17 protein-coding genes are annotated in these 22092 nt (G+C 40.8%); 9 read left to right on the top strand and 8 right to left on the bottom strand.

Features of this window, described 5'->3' with window-relative positions; genetic code table 11:
* Window positions 1-185 precede the first annotated feature (185 nt).
* Window positions 186-674, top strand: coding sequence for a helix-turn-helix domain-containing protein (locus BVC89_RS24640; RefSeq protein WP_086933757.1), 489 nt, complete (start codon window positions 186-188; stop codon window positions 672-674).
* Between the two features lie 135 nt (window positions 675-809).
* On the opposite strand, the gene gnd is transcribed toward BVC89_RS24640, so the two are convergent.
* Window positions 810-2261 (bottom strand): decarboxylating NADP(+)-dependent phosphogluconate dehydrogenase, encoded by a 1452-nt coding sequence (gene gnd, locus BVC89_RS24635; RefSeq protein WP_086933756.1) that lies wholly within the window; start codon window positions 2259-2261, stop codon window positions 810-812.
* A gap of 235 nt (window positions 2262-2496) precedes the next feature.
* Between gnd and BVC89_RS24630 the strand changes: the two genes are divergently transcribed.
* Window positions 2497-3555, top strand: a complete 1059-nt coding sequence (locus tag BVC89_RS24630) for a polysaccharide deacetylase family protein (RefSeq protein ID WP_086933755.1) — start codon at window positions 2497-2499, stop codon at window positions 3553-3555.
* A gap of 73 nt (window positions 3556-3628) precedes the next feature.
* Here the strand turns inward: BVC89_RS24630 and hemB are convergent, their stop codons facing one another.
* Window positions 3629-4627: a porphobilinogen synthase gene (gene hemB, locus BVC89_RS24625; protein WP_086933754.1), complete on the bottom strand. Its 999-nt coding sequence runs from the start codon at window positions 4625-4627 to the stop codon at window positions 3629-3631.
* Between the two features lie 889 nt (window positions 4628-5516).
* On the opposite strand from hemB, the gene BVC89_RS24620 reads away from it, so the two are divergent.
* Window positions 5517-7982: an EAL domain-containing protein gene (locus tag BVC89_RS24620; RefSeq protein WP_086933753.1), complete on the top strand. Its 2466-nt coding sequence runs from the start codon at window positions 5517-5519 to the stop codon at window positions 7980-7982.
* 12 nt (window positions 7983-7994) lie between these two features.
* Here BVC89_RS24620 and BVC89_RS24615 read toward each other — a convergent pair whose 3' ends face one another.
* Window positions 7995-8894: a LysR substrate-binding domain-containing protein gene (locus BVC89_RS24615; protein WP_086933752.1), complete on the bottom strand. Its 900-nt coding sequence runs from the start codon at window positions 8892-8894 to the stop codon at window positions 7995-7997.
* A gap of 154 nt (window positions 8895-9048) precedes the next feature.
* Between BVC89_RS24615 and BVC89_RS24610 the strand changes: the two genes are divergently transcribed.
* From BVC89_RS24610 to BVC89_RS24595, 3 genes are all read left to right on the top strand, one after another.
* Window positions 9049-9825: a ferredoxin--NADP reductase gene (locus tag BVC89_RS24610; RefSeq protein WP_086933751.1), complete on the top strand. Its 777-nt coding sequence runs from the start codon at window positions 9049-9051 to the stop codon at window positions 9823-9825.
* Window positions 9826-10049: 224 nt separating this feature from the next.
* Window positions 10050-10766 carry a SapC family protein gene (locus BVC89_RS24605; RefSeq protein WP_086933750.1) on the top strand — a complete coding sequence of 239 codons (717 nt, stop codon included), beginning with the start codon at window positions 10050-10052 and terminating at the stop codon, window positions 10764-10766.
* Window positions 10767-11352: 586 nt separating this feature from the next.
* The gene (locus BVC89_RS24595; protein WP_086933748.1) at window positions 11353-13503 is read left to right on the top strand and encodes a sensor domain-containing protein; all 2151 of its coding nucleotides are present in this window, start codon (window positions 11353-11355) and stop codon (window positions 13501-13503) included.
* 107 nt (window positions 13504-13610) lie between these two features.
* On the opposite strand, the gene BVC89_RS24590 is transcribed toward BVC89_RS24595, so the two are convergent.
* Window positions 13611-15248 (bottom strand): NAD-dependent malic enzyme, encoded by a 1638-nt coding sequence (locus tag BVC89_RS24590; protein WP_281261004.1) that lies wholly within the window; start codon window positions 15246-15248, stop codon window positions 13611-13613.
* A gap of 342 nt (window positions 15249-15590) precedes the next feature.
* On the opposite strand from BVC89_RS24590, the gene recQ reads away from it, so the two are divergent.
* Entirely contained in the window at window positions 15591-17390 is a 1800-nt protein-coding gene (gene recQ / locus BVC89_RS24585; RefSeq protein WP_086933746.1) for a DNA helicase RecQ, read from the top strand.
* A 55-nt stretch (window positions 17391-17445) separates the two neighbouring features.
* On the opposite strand, the gene BVC89_RS24580 is transcribed toward recQ, so the two are convergent.
* The 3 genes from BVC89_RS24580 to BVC89_RS24575 form a co-directional block, all read right to left on the bottom strand.
* Window positions 17446-18318: a TraB/GumN family protein gene (locus tag BVC89_RS24580; RefSeq protein ID WP_086933745.1), complete on the bottom strand. Its 873-nt coding sequence runs from the start codon at window positions 18316-18318 to the stop codon at window positions 17446-17448.
* A gap of 246 nt (window positions 18319-18564) precedes the next feature.
* Window positions 18565-18687 carry a hypothetical protein gene (locus BVC89_RS30630; RefSeq protein WP_281260975.1) on the bottom strand — a complete coding sequence of 41 codons (123 nt, stop codon included), beginning with the start codon at window positions 18685-18687 and terminating at the stop codon, window positions 18565-18567.
* 158 nt (window positions 18688-18845) lie between these two features.
* Window positions 18846-19466, bottom strand: a complete 621-nt coding sequence (locus BVC89_RS24575) for a DUF1287 domain-containing protein (protein ID WP_086933744.1) — start codon at window positions 19464-19466, stop codon at window positions 18846-18848.
* Window positions 19467-19658: 192 nt separating this feature from the next.
* On the opposite strand from BVC89_RS24575, the gene BVC89_RS24570 reads away from it, so the two are divergent.
* Both BVC89_RS24570 and BVC89_RS24565 read left to right on the top strand, forming a co-directional pair.
* Complete coding sequence (locus BVC89_RS24570) at window positions 19659-21011, top strand: FHA domain-containing protein (RefSeq protein WP_086933743.1); 1353 nt, start codon at window positions 19659-19661, stop codon at window positions 21009-21011.
* A 198-nt stretch (window positions 21012-21209) separates the two neighbouring features.
* Entirely contained in the window at window positions 21210-21629 is a 420-nt protein-coding gene (locus BVC89_RS24565) for an FHA domain-containing protein (protein WP_086933742.1), read from the top strand.
* Window positions 21630-21729: 100 nt separating this feature from the next.
* Here BVC89_RS24565 and BVC89_RS24560 read toward each other — a convergent pair whose 3' ends face one another.
* Window positions 21730-22083: a winged helix-turn-helix domain-containing protein gene (locus BVC89_RS24560; RefSeq protein ID WP_086933741.1), complete on the bottom strand. Its 354-nt coding sequence runs from the start codon at window positions 22081-22083 to the stop codon at window positions 21730-21732.
* Between the last annotated feature and the right edge of the window lie 9 nt (window positions 22084-22092).

The following is a 22092-nucleotide window of genomic DNA, read 5'->3' as shown; positions in this document are numbered from 1 at the left end:
TTTGGGTGATAGGATAGTATTGTTTCGAGATAGAGACTTGACTTTTTAATGATAATTTATGAAGTACATAAATAAGAATAATATATAAGGGTTTGTTGTACTCAGCTTGGCGTATTTATCAATATACCAACATAGATTCCATTAAGTTTAAGCTGCTTTGTCGCAATATTTAGGGGAACGTAGACATGGGTCATAGCTCAACACTCACAGTTGCTAAAGTAAATACTAATGAGAAATTTCATGCCAGTAGTCAAAGCTTAACTCACCTTACAAAAAAAACTGTTCTAGCTGAGCACCTTAAAAAAGCTGAAATCCCAGAAGTTTACGGTTTAGCCTCCCGTGTTATTGAACTATTGAAACAGCGTATAGGGTATTCTTCACTTAGCATTGCGAGCATCGCGTTTGAGTTGCATGTTTCTACAAGAACACTACAAAGGCGCTTAAGCGAACAGAGTTTAAGCTTTAGCGAATTGAGAGACCAAGTGCGTCACTATTATGGGATTCATGCCGTATTACAAGATTGGTACAATATTGATGACATCTATATTTTGCTGGGGTTTTCTGACAAATCCAGCCTAGCTATAGCATTTAGACGTTGGACGGGATCGACCCCGAGAGCATTCGGGCGCATGTATAAAAACGAATATAATAGCTTTACTTTTGCCAAGGTATGACGTGGCACTTCTCTAAAAGCCAACTTAAGTAATTGAAGTACCAGTACAATCGCATTTTCACATTCAATATTTTAACTTCTGCTTCTGAAAAAAGGCAGGACGCCTTTTTTCAGAAAAAATATAAATAGCTTTATCTTAAACGTTGTAAGTCGACGACGACGTATCTCCGCCACGCCCAGTCCAATTAGTATGAAAGAATTCTCCGCGAGGCTTATCTGTCCTCTCGTATGTATGCGCTCCAAAGTAATCTCGCTGCGCTTGCAGGAGATTGGCAGGTAGACGGTCGCAGCGGTACCCATCAAAGTAATTCAAGGCTGCTGTCATTGCTGGTGCAGGAATACCATTACTGATGGCGGCTGCCATGACTCGTCGCCATGCGCCTTGTGAGGACTCAATCTTCTCTTTGAAAAAAGGACTCAAGAGTAAGTTAGGTAGATCACTCTGTGCTTCAAAGGCTTCTCTAATATCGTCGAGGAAAATCGATCGAATAATACAGCCTCCACGCCACATCATTGCAATGCCACCGTAGTTGAGTTGCCAACCGTGTTCTTTTGCTGCCTCTCGCATCAATACGTATCCCTGGGCATAGGAAACGATCTTAGCTGCGATGAGAGCCTGGCGTAAATCTTCGATAAAAGCTTCTTTATCTCCGTCGAAAACTGGGCTTGGGCCGCTGAGCTGTTTGGCCGCTTCTACACGTTCATCTTTTTGTGCCGATAGGCAGCGAGAGAAAACAGCTTCACCAATTAAGGTTAAAGGGATGCCTAGTTCAAGAGCCGACACAGCCGTCCATTTACCAGTGCCTTTCTGTCCTGCTGTATCGAGTATGACATCAACCAGAGCTTCACCATCTTCTTCATAGGCTAGAATGTCGCGTGTAATTTCAATGAGATAGCTGTCCAGTTCTCCTTCATTCCAACGCGCGAAGACTTCGTGCATTTCTTTAGCTGACATACCTAATAGACTTTTCATAATATGATAAGCCTCGCAGATAAGCTGCATATCACCGTACTCAATGCCGTTGTGAACCATCTTCACAAAGTGTCCAGCACCATTTTCACCGACCCACTCGCAGCAGGCAGACCCATCTTCAACTTTCGCTGCTATACTCTGGAAAATTGGCTTTACATGTTCCCAAGCTGCTGGAGAGCCGCCGGGCATAATTGATGGCCCAGTAAGAGCACCTTCTTCGCCGCCTGAAACACCAGCACCAATAAATAATAACCCCTTACTTTCTAAATAAGCGGTACGACGATTAGTATCTGGGAAATGGGTATTGCCGCCATCAATGATAATATCGCCTTCGTCCAAATGCGGAATGAGCTGCTCGATAAAGTCGTCTACTGCTTGACCAGCTTTTACCATCAGCATGATCTTTCGAGGTTTTTCTAAAGATTGAACAAGCTCTTCAATCGAGCTGGCACCGCGAATATTTTTACCTGCCGCTCGACCGTCAATAAATGCGTTAACCTTATTTACGGTGCGATTATATGCAGTAACAGTAAAGCCTTTGCTTTCCATATTGAGGATGAGATTTTCGCCCATCACGGCAAGGCCTACAAGGCCGATATCAGAGAGTGCTTTCATATCATTAAATCTTTATTTGGTCATCGCTAGTTGAATGTGAGTAGGCTCTATAGCCCCAGCGCAAACATAACATTTTTGGCTTTAATTGGGAATTATGATGCCCTGAAAATGCATCTCTAGACTTGAACTGATAAGCTTAGTTCCCGAACGTTTGACATGGTATTGCAGGCCCATAAAAGCGCTGTCATCTCTCTAGCTCTATAAAATAAGCCGCGATATTCTTAAGGAGAATTGAATGAGATTTTTATTGTTTCTGTGCATTATGGCGCTAACTAGCCTGTCGCAAGCTGTAGTGGTTTTGCAATATCATCACATCTCAACGAAAGCTCCTCGACTTACGTCAACACCTCCCGAATTATTTGCCGCCCATCTTGATTACTTGGATAAAGCCGGTTTTAAGGTGATCAGTATGGCGCACTTACTGAAGCTTCTAAAACGGGGAGAGGCACTTCCAAACCAAACAGCAGTGATAACTTTTGATGATGGTTACCGGTCTATTTTCACTCAGGCATATCCACTGTTAAAGCAGCGTAAATGGCCTTTTACAGTATTTGTAAATAGCAAGGCGCACGATGAAAAAAGCCACTTGCATATGTCTTGGGCTGAATTGAAGACAATGTCAGATAATGGAGCTTTGATTGCAAATCATACAGATAGCCATACTCATCTTATTCGTCGCAGATCGCAAGAGAGTCACAAGCGTTGGTTACAGCGGCGGCAGCAAGAAATCTTATTTGCACAATCGCGCATTACTAAGGAAATTGGTGAGAGCCTTAAAGTATTTGCTCATCCCTATGGTGAGTATGACGAGAAATTGTTAAGTCAGCTAAAAGATATGGGATATATCGCCTTTGGTCAGCATTCTGGCCCCATTGCGAAGTCGAGCCACCATCAAGCTTTACCCCGTTTTCCCTTTGGCGGTAACTACGGTAGCTTGGATGACTTTGCCACGAAAGTTAATAGTCTTCCATTCCCTAATAGTAGAGTAAAAGTTCTGGGGCCCAATGACAGTGTCTTAAATGAGCCCGAGCTGCCTGCGACAGTAGCTAGGCCGGTGTTAAAAATTGCTTCTCCACTAATACCTTATATCGATAATATAGCCTGCTTCGCCAGTGGCCAAAATAAGATCAAAGTTCAAATTAATGGCGGTGTACTATTGGCTCAAGCTCCACGAGCGCTTCCAGTTGGACGCAGTCGCTACAACTGTACTGCCAGTGCTGGTGCTGGACGATATTACTGGCATTCACAGCTTTTTATTAAGCGAGGCGCAAATGGAAAATGGCTGCATGATTAGGTTAGAACCTAGCCTTTAATCAGTCTAAGGCCAGGCCTGTATTTGTGTCGAAGCCAACTATTAACTGTGTGGTTTAGTTATTTGTCTTCAGATATTTAGCAGCGTGTTTTGCAAAATAGGTAAGTATGCCGTCTGCGCCTGCTCTTTTAATGCAAACTAGAGACTCCATTATTACCGCCTCTGAGAGCATGCCGGCATTAATTGCACTCATATGCATGGCATATTCACCGCTTACTTGATATACAAAAGTTGGGACACCGAAATCTGATTTTACGCGGCGTACGATATCCAGATAAGGCATGCCGGGTTTCACCATCACCATGTCCGCTCCTTCTTGCAAGTCTAGCTGTATTTCATGGAGAGCTTCGTCACTGTTAGCTGGATCCATTTGGTATGTCGCTTTATTGCCTTTGCCTAAATTGGCTGCAGAACCTACGGCATCTCTAAATGGGCCGTAGTAAGCTGAGGCATATTTAGCTGAGTAAGCCATGATCTGAGTATTAATAAAGCCAGCATCGTCTAATTCTTCACGGATTGCTCCGACTCTGCCATCCATCATATCTGAAGGTGCTATCACATCTGCTCCGGCAGCAGCGCATACTTTGGCCTGCAAGCGCAGCATATCAACCGTTTCCTCATTGAGTACATAGCCGTCTTCATCAATAATGCCATCTTGCCCATGAGTGGTGTAGGGATCCAGCGCGCCGTCGCATATGACACCGAGAGATGGGAATTCCTTCTTGAGTGCTCTCACAGTTGTTGGCACTAGACCTTCCTCATTACATGCCTCATCTCCCGTAAGGCTTTTTAATGAGTCGTCGATATTCGGAAATAGTGCTATGGCGGGAATTCCTAGTTCCACTAATTGTTCTGCTTCTTTTAGTAACTCATCAATACTTAGACGGAATTGCCCTGGCATCGAAGTGATTTCTTGTTTTTTCTTCTCACCATCTAGGATAAACATTGGGTAGATAAGGTCATTCACAGAGAGCTCTGTCTCTCTCACCAAACGGCGTGAAAACTCACTAAATCTATTGCGTCTTAGACGCGTTGCTGGAAACATTCGAGACATGACTACCTACCTTAAATATATTATGCGTATAACTAGTACTTATGCACTTCCGGCGCTCACTCGCTATGTCACACATAATTGCGTGATTTTTGGCGTCACTCTTCCTATGACGTGAAATTAGCAAGTAGGAGTTTACCTGATAATCGGAGCCTAGACTAACCGTGTCAAAATGTAGAATGGTAATTTATATACAGCAGCCCCTATTGTTAACTATATGCAGATTTTCTTCAGGTGAATTAATTTCAAATTTGGTTAAAATGTAAACGCTTATGGTTGGCTGTAATCTGTTTGCATATTGCTATGGTTTGGAGTTTTATAGGCTGTTAAAAGCCTGCAAAACTTTTGCTATCTAAGCATTTGTAAATATAGAGACCAAATAGCAATAAATGACGATAAGGTTATGTGTGCTCATTATTTTTTTGGGTAAATTTGATAACCAATTAAAAATTGTTTTTTTGTGCTAAGGGTATGATGTTGTATGGTAAGTGCTATTGTTCCCTGATTTTCTTTAGTATGGTTTAAGCACTCAAAGTTTCCTGCTATTTTTAAGCCATTTTTATATGGATTTGCTATTTTGGCGGACAAAATTTAATATTTGCTAGGGATTTTTCACTAATTTTAATATTATCCTAGTCTGAAATTTTATATATGTTGGCGTTGTTAAATTTATTCTCTCTATTAGTCTGTTTGCAAATGAATAAAGAGTTGATTTTTATGTCAATCCGCTAATTACAAAGTTTAAAAACAATTGTTTTTGCGACTAAAAAATACTTTAAGTGTTAATTTCTTGTACCTTCATATAAAGAAGGTATGTGTGATATTTTTCTATTAAGAATGTATTCTGCTTTTGTTAGTAAAACTATTTCAATAAATTCTATTGGGGGGCCGAGTGAGCAGTTATTCCTTTAAATGGAACTCGGTGCAAGCAAGGCTACTACGTACTATTTTATTTTCTTTTACCGTTGGAGTAATCGTTGCGGGATCTATTTTATTTGCTGTCGTCAATAATATGTCCCGTACTGAGATGGTTGAGAACTTAAGTTCTACAGGTTCTGTTCTTGCTGAAAACTTATCGAGATCAATGGCAATGCTTGATGTTCATGGGGCTCAAGCGAGTTTAGCCTTTGTGGCAAACAGCCAAAAAATAGATTTGCTCTGTCTATATAATAAGAAGGGCTTACTTTTTTCTGGATATGTAAATTCCAGTAGTAGTGAGCGCTGCCAGGAAAAAGTTGACCCTGCCGTCCACTTTCAATATCTTGAAATACATGATGACATAGTATTTTACATTCCTGTAGTTGAAAAAAAGGTTGCAAAAAATTCAGTATTCAATAGTGCAGCTCTTGTGGGACAGCCATCCCTGGGGCGTGTACTTGGCCACCTTTATGTGCAAACCAATACTAGTGTGCTCGCTAAAGCGCAGTGGATGTTTACGCTATTCCTCGTTTTTGCTCTTATAGTTTCTCTTTGTGTTGCTTCTTTTCTAGTAAAATTTTTAATGCGGCGTTCTCTGTTACCTTTGAATACTCTCTTTCAGCTTTCAAAAGTCATTGCTAAAAATCCATTCTCAGAAGAACGTATTAAAAAAGTACACGATGATGAAGTGGGTAATGTTATCGATGTTTTTAATACAGTGTTGGATAACTTGGCGCAAGAAAATAAAGCTCTGGCTTTTTCTGAAAGCCGTTTTAGAACTCTTTCTGAAAATGCGCCTATCGGTGTTTTTTTTAAAACGGAATTAGGCGAATATCAGTACATCAATACTCACTGGAGTCATATTACAGGTTTAGATTTAGTGACGGTTGATGTGTTTGTTTCACATATCGATGAAGTCGATCGCAAGCGTTATCAATATGCAATGTCGACTATTCTGGGGAATAAGATTGCACAAGCACTTGAATATCGCTTCGTTCATCCTCAACGAGGGGAAAGGATATTTATAGAATATATTTCATTTGTTCCCGATAATTCTAATGGACAACGTTTTATAGGTACTCTACTGGATGTAACAGAATTAAAGTTGGCGCAAGGAGAAATCGAAAAACTCGCTTATTATGATTCATTAACTAAGCTTCCTAATCGTAAATTTCTACTTGATAAGTTAGATGCACTGATTGCGACAGCAGAAAAAGAAAATACGTGTATCGCCATGTATATGACCAATTTTGATGAGTTTAAAAAAGTAAATGATTCATTGAACCATGATATTGGCGATCAGTTACTTATCGATACTGCAAAACAACTACAAAAAAATTTCCGTACTAATAATATGATGGCTCGTATGGGGGGAGATGAATTTGTGCTGTTAGTGCAAGATAGTCAACAACCAGGTCAACTTAAAAAAACAGCTAATTACGTGTTGGATGCTCTCCGTTCCACCATTCATGAAGGAAATAATTTTCTTCAAGTTACAGGATCTGTCGGTGTTTCAGTTTTCCCTATTGATGCGAGTACACCAGAAGAATTAATTCGCTGTGCAGGAATGGCGCTCCATGATGCAAAAAAATCTGGCGGCAATCAAATCTCTTATTATTCAAAAGACCTTGGCCACAAAATGACAGAGCGTCTAAGGCTTGAACAGAAGCTTAGGCAGGTTGTAATTGAAAAAAAATTAGACGTATATATTCAGCCTCAATATATTGCTGGAACCAAAGATATATATTGGGGCGAAGCCTTAGTTCGTTGGTGCGACAGTGAACAAGGGTATATTTCGCCAGATGTTTTTATTCCTATTGCCGAAGACTTAGGGCTTATTTCTGATATTGAAAACTTTGTTCTCGATAGCATATTGGGCTTGTTGTCAAATAAAATGGAAGCTTTAAGTAAGTTAGGTATTCGGGGCATTTCTGTCAATTTATCAGCTAAGCAGTTTTTCTCTCCAAATTTTATCGATCTTATCCGCGAAAAATTTAGATTCTATGACGTTTCTCCAAAACTGATTGAGTTTGAACTCACTGAAACTACAGTTATGGATGATATTGATAAGGCGATTATTGTTATGGAGTCGATGCGACAATTGGGTTGTCATCTTTCCATCGATGATTTTGGAACTGGATATTCTTCGCTAAGTTATCTTAAGCGTTTCCCTATTACCAGCGTAAAAATTGATAAGTCTTTCATTAAAGATATTCCAAACGATCAGAACGATGTTAAAATTTCTTGTGCTATCATTGCTATGGCTCATAACCTAGGACTGTCTGTCGTTGCTGAAGGCGTGGAAAACGAAACACAGGCTAATCTATTGGCATCTTATAATTGTGAATTTTTGCAAGGTTACTTTCTCGATAAACCTCTTTCTATTGCTGAGTTACTTGAACGGGCCGAATATTCTATGGCTCTTGAGGTAAATGCTTAGGTAGGATTAACCCTAGAGTTTGTCAATCGTTTCAAAATCTATATTGCAGATACCCATCCACTTTAGGATGCCTGCTGCACGATACTTATGTTTATGAATAACAAAGTAAAAATGCCTTGTGAAATCGCGGGATGGTATGTTTATTGGTACCAGGGTTTTCCTGTCAAAGGCAGTTTGTAGCGCAATTTCAGAGAGACAAGAAATACCCAGTCCATTTTCCACCGCTCGCTTAATTGCTTCGGTATGCTGTAGTTCAAGTTCAATATCAAGTGAAGGCGTTAAGCCAGACATAGCTCGATCAAAGGTTTGTCGAGTACCAGAGCCTGGCTCTCTTAGAATCCACTTTGCAGCCAATAAATCTTTATCAGTAATATGGGTTTTTTGAGCGAGAGGATGTGAGGGGGAGCAGAAACATATAAGGCTATCTTTGCGCCAATTGACGATATCTAAATCGGGGTGGTGCAGTTCTCCCTCAACAAGCCCAAGGTCTATATCAAAATTCAGAATTGCTCGTGCGATAGATTCTGTATTGGCTACCTCTAATTTAACTTGGGTGCCTGGTGATTCGCGAATATATTGCTTAATAAGATCCACACATAGATAGTTACCTATTGTCAGCGTTGCCCCTACTTTTATGTGTCCCACCTTGTCGTGCTGAGATAGTTCATGCTCTAGTTCCTTAGCCTGAGCCAAAAGAGCTTCTGCCCGGATACGGACTCTATTGCCAAATTCGTTTGTCTGTAAGCGCTTGCCAACACGATCGAATAGTTGTACATCAAATTGCGTTTCCAGGTCTTTTAGGGCGCCACTCGCTGCGGATTGGGACATCGACAATTCTTCTGCGGCTTTGGTAACGTTTTGGTGGTGGGCTGTGGCCAGAAAAATTTCGAGCTGGCGGAGAGTATAGCGCATCGTTCATCTTCTCAAAGGCTGATAACACCCACTCATAAGAGATAAGGCTTTATATCGGAATTTCCAATTAATTTAATCAGGAATTCCTGTTTTACCTGTATGTTAATTCGCGTTTAAAATAGATGCAAGATAACGATTACTGGAGACTCCAATTGTGAGTAGCTTACTTAGAGAGCGTGTGCTCGATGTCCACCATTGGACAGATACGCTATTTAGTTTTACAACAACGAGAAACCCTGGCTTCCGTTTCCGCAATGGTCATTTTACGATGATGGGGTTGGAGAAAGAAGATGGTAAGCCTTTACTTCGAGCTTACAGTATTACTAGTGCAAACTACGAAGATAAGCTAGAGTTTTTTAGCATTAAGGTACCCGATGGCCCACTGACGTCAAAACTACAGCACCTTAAACCTGGCGATGAGGTTTTGATCAACAGTAAATCTACAGGTACGTTGGTTACAGAGTCTCTTCTTCCCGGAAAACACCTTTATTTAATTAGCACAGGAACGGGGCTTGCACCGTTTATGAGTATTATTAAAGATCCTGAAGTATACGAACAATACGATAAAGTGATCTTAACTCATGGTGTGCGCTTTGTATCCGAGCTGGCTTATCAAGAATATATCACCAAAGAACTCCCTCAGAACGAGTATTTTGGCGACCAAATTAGTGAAAAACTGCTCTACTATCCCACCGTTACTCGGGAGGAGTATGCATCTACCGGTCGTCTAACTGATTTGTTAGAAAGTGGTGATTTGGCTAAAAACCTAGGCTTACCTGATATCAACCTTGAAAATGATCGTTTTATGATCTGTGGTAGTCCAAGTATGCTTAAAGACACCTGCCAAATTCTAGATGCTAAAGGTTTTCAGGAAGCTCGGAAGGGTAATCAGGGGCACTACGTGATTGAGCGAGCATTTGTAGAGCAGTAATCGTTTTAATGTTTGAGGCTTATTAACAGATCCTATTCCTCCTTATATTCTGCCTTACTTGCGATTGCGGCAAAAACCCTGTTACTATCGCGCGACCAAAAGCATAGCTAGAGCTTGTTTACACGAATTTGCTCCGTACAAAATTGGAGTTAATTCATGTGAATAGGCTCTTTTTGCTATGAACCATTTAAAGAACTAAATCTACTCTAAGACAAGTTAACATCATGGCCTCATTGTTGTTTTATCAAAACCCCGTGCCTCTTGATAAAGAGAAGCACAAAAACCTTAAACTTAAAAAACTCGATAACTTAAACTTTACTTCTGAGACTAATTCTGTCCCTGTAGCCGGATTTGAGTTCTTCCAGTGTAGTCGCAATCACCCGGTAATGTTCGTCAAAAATGCTAATGACGATTTTGTTCCTGTGGCGCTACTATCTCTTATGGCCAAAGGCCATAACCTTGGTGATGTTTGGGAAGGTGTTTATATTCCTTCTTTTGTTCGCCGCTACCCTTTTGTACTGGAAGAACAAAAAGGTATTGTGATGGTTGATCTCGATGCTCCACATCTTCAAGAAGAAGAAGGGGATGCCCTTTTTGACGAAAAAGGTGAGCCTTCCGAAGCCTTGCAAGAGATTATGCGTTTTTTGGAAAATGTCGACCAAGGCTATCGTCTTACTCAAGACTATATCCAAGCATTGAAAGAAAAAGATTTACTTAAACCTTGTCAGGGAACAATTAAATTCACCGATACAACACTGAAGCTTGACCATTTATTTGTTGTTGATGAGAAAGAGTTTCACTCGGCTCTCAGCGATGAAGAAATTGTTGATTGGTATAAGAAGGGCTGGATTGCGTGGACTTATGCACATATTCACTCAATCGGCGCTATTCCTGAAGTAGTCAAGCGCTTACCCCAAGCGAAAACTGCTGCCAAATCTTAAGTCTCGCTCTTACTATTATGTAAAACGCCGATATGATTCGGTGTTTTACATTTACCTCTTATACTGTCTATATTTACGCTTCCTGCCAATGTACCTTCGCTTGCTTTAATGCGAGTGACTGCTATATTTCAACTAGCTATAGCTACTTGTATCCCATCGAATATAATTTTCCAATATCCTCTTACATCCACCTCTCACCTATTTCTATGACAGAAAACTATAGTTATAGACGAGTAAGTTTTAATACGACTTTATTCTTATATTTTTTCGTGTTTTTCCTAGACTTATAAGTGAATAGCAAGAAATTTGTATATGAGATTTGGTTTGTAGCTAATGTATTTTAAAAACAAATTACTTAGTTTTGTTATCTTATGTTGGCATGATTTTTCTTATTCTAAGACAAGAGGAAAAAATGTAAAAAAATGGTCAACTATACCTAGAGTCAGCAGCAACTTAACTATTTTCTTTAAAGAAAATGCACATAATTTTGAAAGAGTTTGTATCTGTAAAAAACTTTATATTTGTTTTTCTCTTTTTAAAAAAGTTAGTCAAAAAATCCGGTTGGCAAAACCACTAAGTATTGGCAATGAGTAGCGATGGTTTGATTGTGAAATATAAAAAAATACAAGATTCAATCGACGTATCGCAAAGTGATAATAGTCATATATATCAAGCGATGTTTCAACATTTACCATTTGGTATTATTTATCGTAATCGAAAAGGTGATGTGGAATATATTAATCCTGCCGGGAGAAACTTAATTGGTATAAGTAATAAAGAAATACAGAATTTTGATGTTCGTCGCTTATCTATTGAAGTGCTTGATAGCAATGGTATAAGGCTTCCTGAGCGAGACTTTCCTGGTGCGCTTACTTTAAAAGAAGGTAAACCTCAAAAAGATGTCATCATCGGCATTAGAAAAGATCATAAAACTATATGGATAAAAGCAAACTCCGAGATTATAGTCGATAACACCAGTGATCAAATTTTAGGTGTTGTCACAAGTATCGTCGACATTACGCAGGAGCGTGATGCAAGTGTTATCTTGCAGGCGCAAACAAAACGTGCTCAGATGGCCGTCGAAAGTGCACAAATGGGAATCTGGGACTGGATTCCCGAAAAACAAGAGATGATATGGGATAAAAAATTATTTCAAATTTATGGTTATGCTGATGAAAAGGCAGTTGCACCTGCTGATGCATGGGAAAAAGCAGTGCATCCTGACGATGCTGATCGTGTTCGCAATGAATCCTATGACATGATAAAAAATGCCTGTAATAAAGAAATAGACTATCGAGCAGTATGGCCCAATGGAGATATTCGTCACTTGCGTTCTCAGGCGAGAATTATAAAAGGTTCTCATGGTGAGGTTAAGCGTGTAGTGGGCGTGACTCACGACATTACTAACGCGGTGATGGCTGAAAAAAAACTCTGGGAATTAGCTTATATAGACCCTTTAACACGTTGTTTTTCTCGCGCAGGGTTAAACTTTCGTCTATCTCGTTCGGTAGCTCGGGCCTTAAGGAAAAATGATACATTTTCAGTTTTAATGATAGGCTTAAGGCGCTTTAAAGACGTTAATGAAAATTATGGTTTGTCTGTTGGCGATAAAGTATTAATAGAAATCTCTAGGCGGCTACAGGATATTGTAGAGGACTGTGATACTGTTGCACGTATTGCTGGCGATGAATTTATGCTCGTTTTAGAGAGTGTTGGCAGTGCTGATGCTATAGAAGTTTTTGTGGATAAAGTATATAGCAAGGCCCTTGCCCCTATCCAATTAAATCAAGATTTAACTGTTAACTTAGATGCAGCGATGGGGGTGAGCTCGTTTCCACAAGATGGCTGTGATGCCGCTACCTTACAAACGCACAGTAGCCTTGCTATGCATCATCCTAAAAATACTGAAACACGGAAATTTATTAGCTATTGTAACGAAATGTCCGAGGAAGTTTCTCGTAAGTTCAGCTTAAAATATCAGTTAATGAGTGCAGTAAAAAATGAAGAGTTTCAACTTTACTATCAACCAATAATAGATCTTGACCGCCATACTGTTATTGGTTGTGAAGCTCTTATTCGCTGGAAAGACAATACTAGTAAATTTATCTCGCCTATGGAGTTTATTCCTGTTGTGGAAGAAAGTGGGTTAATTCATGAGTTAGGTAATTGGATTAATCTTACTGCTATTAAGCAATGGGAATTATGGCAACATTTAACACCCGATCTCAAGTATATATCTGTGAACGTTTCTCCACGTCAGCTAGAACATAGTTGTTTTGTGGAAGATTTGATGGCAATGGTAAGTGCCCACAGTATTTCACCAGAAAACCTACAACTAGAGATTACTGAAGGTACATTTTTAAAAGAATCTTTAAATGCGGATAGCATGCTACACCGATTAGCCGAGTATGGTTTTCGTTTAGCAATCGATGACTTCGGTACAGGTTATTCTTCTCTTGCTTACTTAAAACGTTTCAACGTAGATGTTATTAAGATTGACCGCAGTTTTATTGTTGATATTGAAACCGACCAATCTGATAGAGATATTGTTAGCGCTATTTTAGCAATGAATAAAAAATTGGGTTTCAGAACTCTTGTAGAAGGAGTAGAAACTCAAAAGCAAGATAAAATTATTCATGGCTTAGGATGTGAAAGTGCACAAGGCTACCTCTATGGGAAGCCGACTTTTGCAGATGAGTTTGCTGAAATATATATAAGCAGTAAAGTAAGTAGTTAATATTTATCAGCTAACTAATTGTTAAATCAAAAGATAACTGAAAGGCTCTCTAATTTTGTATTGGACATCCCTGTCGTTTATTTCATCATTTAAAAAGCTACGAGGCTTTAATAATGTGGAAAATACATTTGCGCTTTTACCTGTTCGGCAAAGTCATCAGGTACTTTATCTTTAGTTAGCCCTAGAGATTCGGCACACTTGGCAACATCTACAGCGATTTTTAATGACACGTCCCGAATTTCTTTCAAAGAAGGATAGAGGCAGCCGTGATCAATTTGTGTCTGTGATACAGCGTTTGCCAAAGATTTGGCGGCAACTATTAACATATCATCAGTGATTCGTGTTGCACCCCCATAGATAGCTCCAAGACCTAAACCTGGGAAAACATAGGCGTTGTTGCCTTGTCCTGGAACACGTATTTCATCATGCATATGCACTACACCAAATGGGCTACCACTGGCGAAAATGGCACGACCTTCACTCCATTGGTATGCTTGCTCCGCGGTACACTCGGCTTTGATTGTCGGGTTTGATAGGGCAAAGATAATAGGGCTAGCACTATGAGCAGCCATGGTTTCGATAATTTCTTGGTTAAATATCCCGGCTGTTCCTGTTGCGCCAATGAGAGCGTCGGGCTTGATAACTTCAATGGCTTCTTTTAGATCCATCGCTTTATTTTTTGATGCAAAAGGTGCGACATGGCTAGCAAGATCATCTCTATCTGTTGTGACTAAGCCACTGCGATCAAAAAATGTCAGGCGGTCGAGAGATTCTTCCTCAGATAAACCTTCCATTTGTAAGGCTTTAGCGAGCAGGTGACCGATACCGGTTGATGCCGAACCTGCACCACAGAACATAAAATGCATGTCTGATAGCGCCTTACCATTGAGTCTGGTTGCTGCATATAAACCGGCTAAGGCGACCGATGCTGTGCCCTGGATGTCATCGTTAAAGCATAGCAACTCGTCTTTGTATTGTTCCAGTAAAGCAACGGCATTAGGTGTTGCAAAATCTTCGAATTGCAATAAAGCTTTAGGGAAACGCTGCTTGACTGCTTGAATAAACTCATCGATAAAATCATAGTATTCTTGGCCCCGGGTTCTCGTTTGCCTGAGGCCTAAATACATAGGGTCTTCGCGAAACTTTTCGTTTTCAGTACCGACATCCAGCATAATTGGTAGGCATTGTTCAGGCTTAATGCCAGCACATGCGCAGTATAAAGCAAGCTTTCCTATCGGTATGCCCATACCGTTAGTACCCAAATCGCCAAGACCGAGAATTCTTTCGCCGTCGGTGACAACGATGAGGCGCACATCATCCTCGGGCCAGTTTTCTAGTAGCTGAGATATATTGCCTTTATTAAGCAATGAAATATAGAAGCCACTTGTTTCACGGAATATACTTGCGAATTCTTGACAGGCCTGTCCCACAGTTGGTGTATAAACCGTGGGCATCAACTCTTCAATATTCTCAATAAGCAAACGGAAATACAAACGTTCGTTGCGTTTTTGCAGTGCGGATAAAAAAATGTACTTATCAATTGGCTTAGGTATTCGACGAAAATTACTAATTCCCCTTTCCAGTTGCTGCTCGAAGCTACTGACCACTGGCGGTAGTATGCCGTGTAGGCCGAGTTTGTCGCGTTCTTCAGCAGTGAAAGCTGTGCCTTTATTGCGTCTTGGATCTTTTAAATAGTCGATGCCGCTGGATTTCATAAGGTTATTTTCTCGATCTGATGTCTGTATATTCGTTTGTATTAAAAAGAAGTTGCACTGCTGGATTATTAGTACAATGTTTCCGCCCTGGAAGTTATTCTTGTAGATACTTGTATTCTATATCATCTCCATGTTTTTTTTACTATAAAACTGTAATATTGCCCCTATGTCATAAATCTGTTGCGGTCATATTGCTGTGCACTATTAACCTTGCGTGTATCTATGCTGAGTTAATAGTAAAATTACCGAGGTGTTTTATTTTGCACCGAGTTTATTAACTATCGGTGAAATAAATGACGCGAGCGCAGAGTTTTAGTTGTTTTTAAAAGTCTGATAGTTTTCAGCTTACTATAAAGTTCAAGGTATTTTTTAATGGTGGAAGCGCTCCATGTTTTGAATCACACATTTGGCTTTTCCTCATTTCGAGATCAGCAAGGACATATCGTAGATGCGGTGATTCGGGGTAAAAATACACTAGTGGTTATGCCTACCGGAGGAGGGAAATCACTCTGTTATCAAATACCTGCGCTGGTGAGGGAAGGCATGGGGATTGTTATCTCACCATTGATTGCCCTTATGCAAGATCAAGTATCAGCACTTAATGCACATGGTTTGCAAGCTGCATTTTTAAACTCTACGCTGTCACTAACTGCTATGCAAGATTTGGAGCGCAGGATTGTTGCTGGCAATATTGATATTCTCTATGTTGCGCCCGAACGCTTAATCCAAGCTCGTACTATTAACTTATTGCAGCAAGTTAAACTTTCGCTATTTGCAATAGATGAGGCTCACTGCCTCGCGCAATGGGGACATGATTTTCGATCTGACTATTTGCGTTTGGACGTATTACCACAGTCATTTCCACATGTTCCACGGGTTGCTCTGACGGCCACTGCAGATAGAAAAACCCAGCATGAAATTGCTCGCTGTTTACAGTTAGACCAAGACGCGCAATTTGTCTGTGGTTTTGATAGAAGTAATATCCAATACCGTATACAACAAAAAAACCGGCCGAAGAAGCAGCTGTTGAGCTTTTTAAAAGAGGAACAGAAAGATAGCGCTGGCATTGTATATTGTTTGTCTAGGAAAAAAGTAGAGGATACGGCGCTCTGGTTGCAGCATGAAGGCTTTACCGCATTACCTTATCATGCGGGAATGGACACCCAATCACGACAGCGGCATCAAGATCGGTTCTTACGCGAGGACGGTATTATTATTGTCGCAACCATAGCTTTTGGGATGGGTATTGATAAGCCAAATGTTAGGTTTGTTGCGCACCTGGATATGCCCAAGAGTATTGAAGCTTACTATCAGGAGACAGGGCGAGCAGGAAGAGACGGAGAAAATGCAACTGCAATATTGTTTTACGGTATGGAAGATGTGGTAAAGCTCAGTCAAATGGCTGCAAACTCGGAAGGAAACGAAGAGTTTAAGCGTCACGAGCGTCACCGCTTGAATGCTATGCTTGGGTTGTGTGAAATGACCAGTTGTCGCCGCCAAGCGCTGCTGCATTACTTCGACGACTCTATGGATACACCCTGTGGTAACTGTGATAACTGTATCCAGCCACCACAAACCCGTGACGCTACAGAAGATATAAGAAAAGCTCTTTCTTGTGTCTACAGGACAGGACAGCGCTTTGGCGCAGTTCATGTTATCGATGTTTTACGCGGAAGCGATAACGAAAAAGTTCGTCAATTCTCACATCAAACGTTGTCGACTTATGGGATTGGCAAAGATTTATCGACAGATGCTTGGCGTACTATTTTTAGGCAATTGATTGTAATGGGGTTTTTAGACGTGGACGCAAGTGCTTATGGTAATTTGCGTTTAACAGAAAAAAGTCGACCAATCTTAAGAGGTGAGCAAAGTATTCATCTGCGCTACGAAATAAAGGTTAATAACACTAAGCGCAGTCATAAAATTCGGGATGATATTGATCAAGAAAACATGGCTTTATGGAATGACTTGCGGGCGTGTCGTAAACAATTGGCACTGGAAAATGGGGTTCCTCCTTATATTATTTTTAGTGATGCAACACTAAAAGAAATGATTGTTTATCGACCTCTAAATTCCTCTCAATTGATTGAGGTAAACGGTGTCGGAGACAAAAAGTTAGAACAATTTGGTGAGGCTTTCTTAGATGTAATTCGCAATCATGAGTATGCTTAAAAACTCAAGGCAGGTATGCCGGCATACTGCCGGCGCATTCCGCTTTGGTCAGTGTTTATTGTAAATTTTCTACTTTATAACCCTTTGCCTTCAGCATAGACACAAGTCCTTCTTTGCCTGCGAGGTGCAGCGCTCCCACTAAAACAAATTCTGTATTAGCATCTTTCATCATATCTTCTATTTTTGGTATCCAGGCATTATTCCGTTTGACCAATAAGCTACTGTATATTTTAGGAAATTCCTGTTGAAGCTGCTTTATTCCAAGCTCTTCTAGTTTTAGGTTTTTTCCATCACGCCAAGCCGCTTTTAGCTCGCCCATCATTTGGGGTAGCTCACCAATGTCATTAAGTGTTTTCATGATAAATTCGTCTTCTTTACCCTCCGCTAAGCCAGAGAGAAAGGCAATATGTTCATCTGGAGTTTCAAGCTGCCCCAGCGCTTTTTTATCATTTTTTGCAAGAGAGGTGAAAAACTGATCCACGCCAGCCTCAGGCTTCATACCTATTGCTTGCATCTCAATTAACGATATTGTGAGTGCAATGCCTGTGGGGGTATGCGTAGCAAATTGTGCTGGTGGTAACTGGCGAGACTCAAGGTAGGCTGTCAAGGCTTTTAGCGTTGCTGGTTTGATAGCCGATTGCAGGGTGCTGCCATCAGAAAACACCATCATTTGTGTCAGTTTTTGCATATACTGAGGCGTTTGCAGCGCACTTAAATCTGTTTCAAATATTAACTCAGAAGATTCCTTATAAGCTTTATCGAATGCTTTTGGCAGAGGGTAATCATCGTTCGAGAGCAGGTGAAAAGTCCCTCCAATATATAGGTGATGATTGTCTTTGGATACTTTCCATACAGGCGAGCCAGCATAAACACTAAGCGATAGTAGTGAAATAACTATAGATACACAGTAAAACATATAACGTGGCACGATAACTTCCTCTTGTAGTACATCCTGAAAGGTAGGGATATATTTGCGTTGATAAAAGCTTTGAAAATAGCTGCGTATTATCCGCAAATTAACAGGTCTCAGTAAACAAGATAAATCATAATTTTTATGATGGATTTAAATTGATACGCTAGGGAAGAATATTTTCTTTTTAGGTGCTGTGCCCTCCGGGTGCCTGTGCCCTCCGGGTGCTTGTGCCCTCCGGGTGCTGGGGTGCCTCCCAGCAGCTCACCACTTGGCAGGTGACGCGGATACTAGGCCTGAGCGAGTATCCATATCTGTCGACCTTAGGTCGCCCAACATGCCGTTGGTAGCCCACCACATAGCAGGTGGCTCAGGCGCTAGGCTCATCGCGAGCGCCTTGCATGAAGTTAATATTACGCACTGATGAGGACTTTTTCATCAATTTGGCGTTACATTTCACTTCATTTTACATTTAACATGATAATACTGGCTTATGCAAATTTTGGCGCCAAAAGGTGATACATAAACGATACAGTTTACCAAGTTTAATGTGACCCTAATCCGCCAAAGCGATAGTGACCTGTAATCTTATAGTTAAATAAAATGTCCTCTAACACTGGCCCCGACCCTATATTATGTGCGATCAAAGGGGTATTGGTTACACCTTTCGTCCTATGGGTCACGATACCAATGTGGGGAAGGTTACCTGGTAGCATCCAAGTGACAATGTCTCCTGCTCGATAGTCTTCTGGCTTATCACTTTTTACTAAGGTGTCTCCATGACGTGAGAAAAATACTTGGAGGTTAGGCACACGTCTGTGATCAATATTTGTATCTGGCTTTGTTTGTCCCCAAATCTTGTTTGCTGGGTACACATGAAAGTTTGCCGAAATATCTTTGTGCAGATCCTGTTGTAAATCGATTCCTAGTGCTCGGTATGCTCTTATAACAACATCGGTACATACACCTATATTGGCGGCAACATCACCGTTAGGGTAGGGGATAGAAACGTAAGAACCATCGTATATAACGTGGTGCTTGGTGCGCTCGATAGCTGCATTAGATAAGGCTTGAGCGAAAGTATCTGCTATTGCAGATGTGCAAGGCAGTAACAAGAATAATAGGCTTGGGATGATGTATTTATAAAAGTTAATCGTTGTCCACATGGTTCCACTATCCTATTGTCTCGGTCAACACTTTATATCTTCTATTGGTGCAAGTGTATCTTTTTTTAGCAATCCTAGCCCCAGATATGCTCTAATATTGACTTTAACCGAAAGTTTATCGGTCTACCTATTCAATTATGTAAAAGCAAAATGATATGGATACGTTGATATGCCTGCGAGGTAGAAAAAACAATGGATGATCTCACAAGAATTCAGCCTGTAAAAAGGACTTCACTAGCTTTGCGCAGTGAGAGCACTGGCAAATTACATGAGTTGGTGGGTGAAATGCTAGTTGGCCGCGAGGTGGAGTGCGATATACAGCTGAACTCACCAAGGATCTCTCGCTATCATGCCAAGCTGTTTGTCAGTGCGAATGGCTTGTACTTGGAAGATCTTGGCTCCTCTAATGGTACATTTATAAATGGTCAGCAAGTTCGTCATCGCAGCCATATTGGCCTGGGCGATCAAATTAGTTTCGATAGTGTTTGTTACCGTGTGACTACTTCTCGTTCTGGCAATGCTGATGACACTATACTGGTCGCACCTCCAGAATTACTTGATCGCCCTGTAGAAAAAGCCCCAAGGTCTCTGCGTTCTGCTCTTGGTAGCTCTGCTTCTCAAGTATCCGATACACCTCATTTACCGAATAAATTCGGTGATGATCAAAAGCATTCGTTGGAGTCTGAAATTAACGCCTATGCAGCTGGTTCGAAGATCGGGACTTCAGCGGGTATACAAACGCCATCGGCGAACCTAAATGGGGCTGCGGCGAGTATGCAAGAGCCTTCAGATGATATGAAAGAGTTTCTTGAGTTTGCAGCCTCAGGTTTAAAGGCTCAAACTCCTTTATCACGTCAGGAAGCTAGCCCTTTTGGTATAGGGGCCAATGATATTAAATCTTCTGATAGCCCTCCGGGTAATCAAGGGCTCGTGCAAAATGAGATATCCGGGCATGACGAAATTGCAGGGCCTGACTTACTGAGTTCTGAAGCTAAAAGCACAATTCCTGAGCATGTTGCCGATCGCCTGGTGCCGGAACAAGAGAGCTCCGTGGAGGTGCTAGAAGAGGATTTGGATGCAGATAGAACTCGGCATATAGGTCTTAACGCTATGGATCAATATGCAGAGACTAACGAAAAACATCAACAAGATCTAGATGCTGGTTCTGGCCCACGTATAATTGCAATGACTGCTCCAATTCGAGGTAAGCTATTTGAGCTACGAAGTGATGATAATGTGACCTGTTGGAGTATTGGGCGTGATGATAAGGCCGATATTTGTATTCGCGATCCCGCCGTATCAAGGGAGCATGCATGGATAACTAAACTCGAATCCTTGTATCAATTGCGTGTTAGCGATAATGCCAGTGAAGTCATTATTAATGGCAAAGCGCAGACGGATGTTGAGTTACAGCATGGTGATCGCTTGCAGTTTGGCGCTATGGAGTTAGTTTTTCGTCTTAACCAAAGTGAGCCTAGCGACACTGTGACAAGTGATGTTGGGTGGATAGTTAGAGTTAAAAGCTTTTTAAAGCGATTATGGTGAGCCGGAGATATACTTATAGTCAGGGGCTGCCTCAGATGAGTGTCGTGTCGTCAAATATCATTATAGAAACATGATGGATAGTAGTGTACGTCATCGATTTATTTAAATTGCTACGTGAAACACACTTCCGATGGCTCGAATAAAGTGGCAAAATAATAAGTAGTAATTGCAGTAGTTAAAGTTAATTGGTGAAGAACAATGTCAGAGCAAGACCAAACCATCGCGGCAAAATTCAATACTGAGATATTAAGTAAAGTTAATTCGCCAGCAACCCATATCGAATTATTTTTTCATGGCAAAGAAATGTCTTTCTCTAAAGCCGATTTGCCTATCTTATTTGGTCGAGATGATGAATTGTGTAAGCTAGTGGTTAGCAGTGACGTGGCGTCTCGGGTGCACTGCTCGATAGAAGTCCATGATAATCAAATAGGCCTACTAGATAGAAGTACTAATGGCACTTTTATACGCATTGGCCGTAACGAGAGTTTTGTTATTAAGGAAAGCTTCTACCCTTTGATTGGGCAAGGCAACATCAAGCTTGGTGAACAGTTTAACGGTGACGAAACGGATACTATTTACTTTCGTATGGTTACTAAAAAAGACCCAGCTCCAAAATAACACTTTTCCAAAACGATGTATTGTCGATAAGCCAACGAAGTGCATCGAGTCAATCAGAATATATATGTAGGCGTACCAAGGCAGATAGGCTGATATAAATTTAGCAGCCTATTTCCACTTCAAATACTTCCCCACAGAAACAATACCCCGGAAGATTCTCTACATACCTAATAGTTGAATTATTGTTCTGATCGTTGATGGCTCTACGTGCTTGCATAATGCTGCGGACAATTTCAAATTCACTCACGTCTTGATCGCCCCATAATTCACGCCTCAGTTCATCAATACTGATGGCATGATCTCGGTTTTCTATCAAATAAACCAAAGTGTCGAGAGTCTCATCGTCGGGCCGGTACACTTCGTTATAACAAGTAATTTCCTTAAGACCCAAGTCAATTAAACAGTTGTTTACTTCATAGATCTTCGCTGCGTGTCTTTTTTCTTTAGCGGACATTATTATCTT

The organism is Agarilytica rhodophyticola, from assembly GCF_002157225.2.
In the GTDB taxonomy this organism is placed as follows: domain Bacteria; phylum Pseudomonadota; class Gammaproteobacteria; order Pseudomonadales; family Cellvibrionaceae; genus Agarilytica; species Agarilytica rhodophyticola.
Note: the sequence above shows the minus strand (reverse complement) of the source record. Positions and strands in the feature narration are given on the sequence as shown.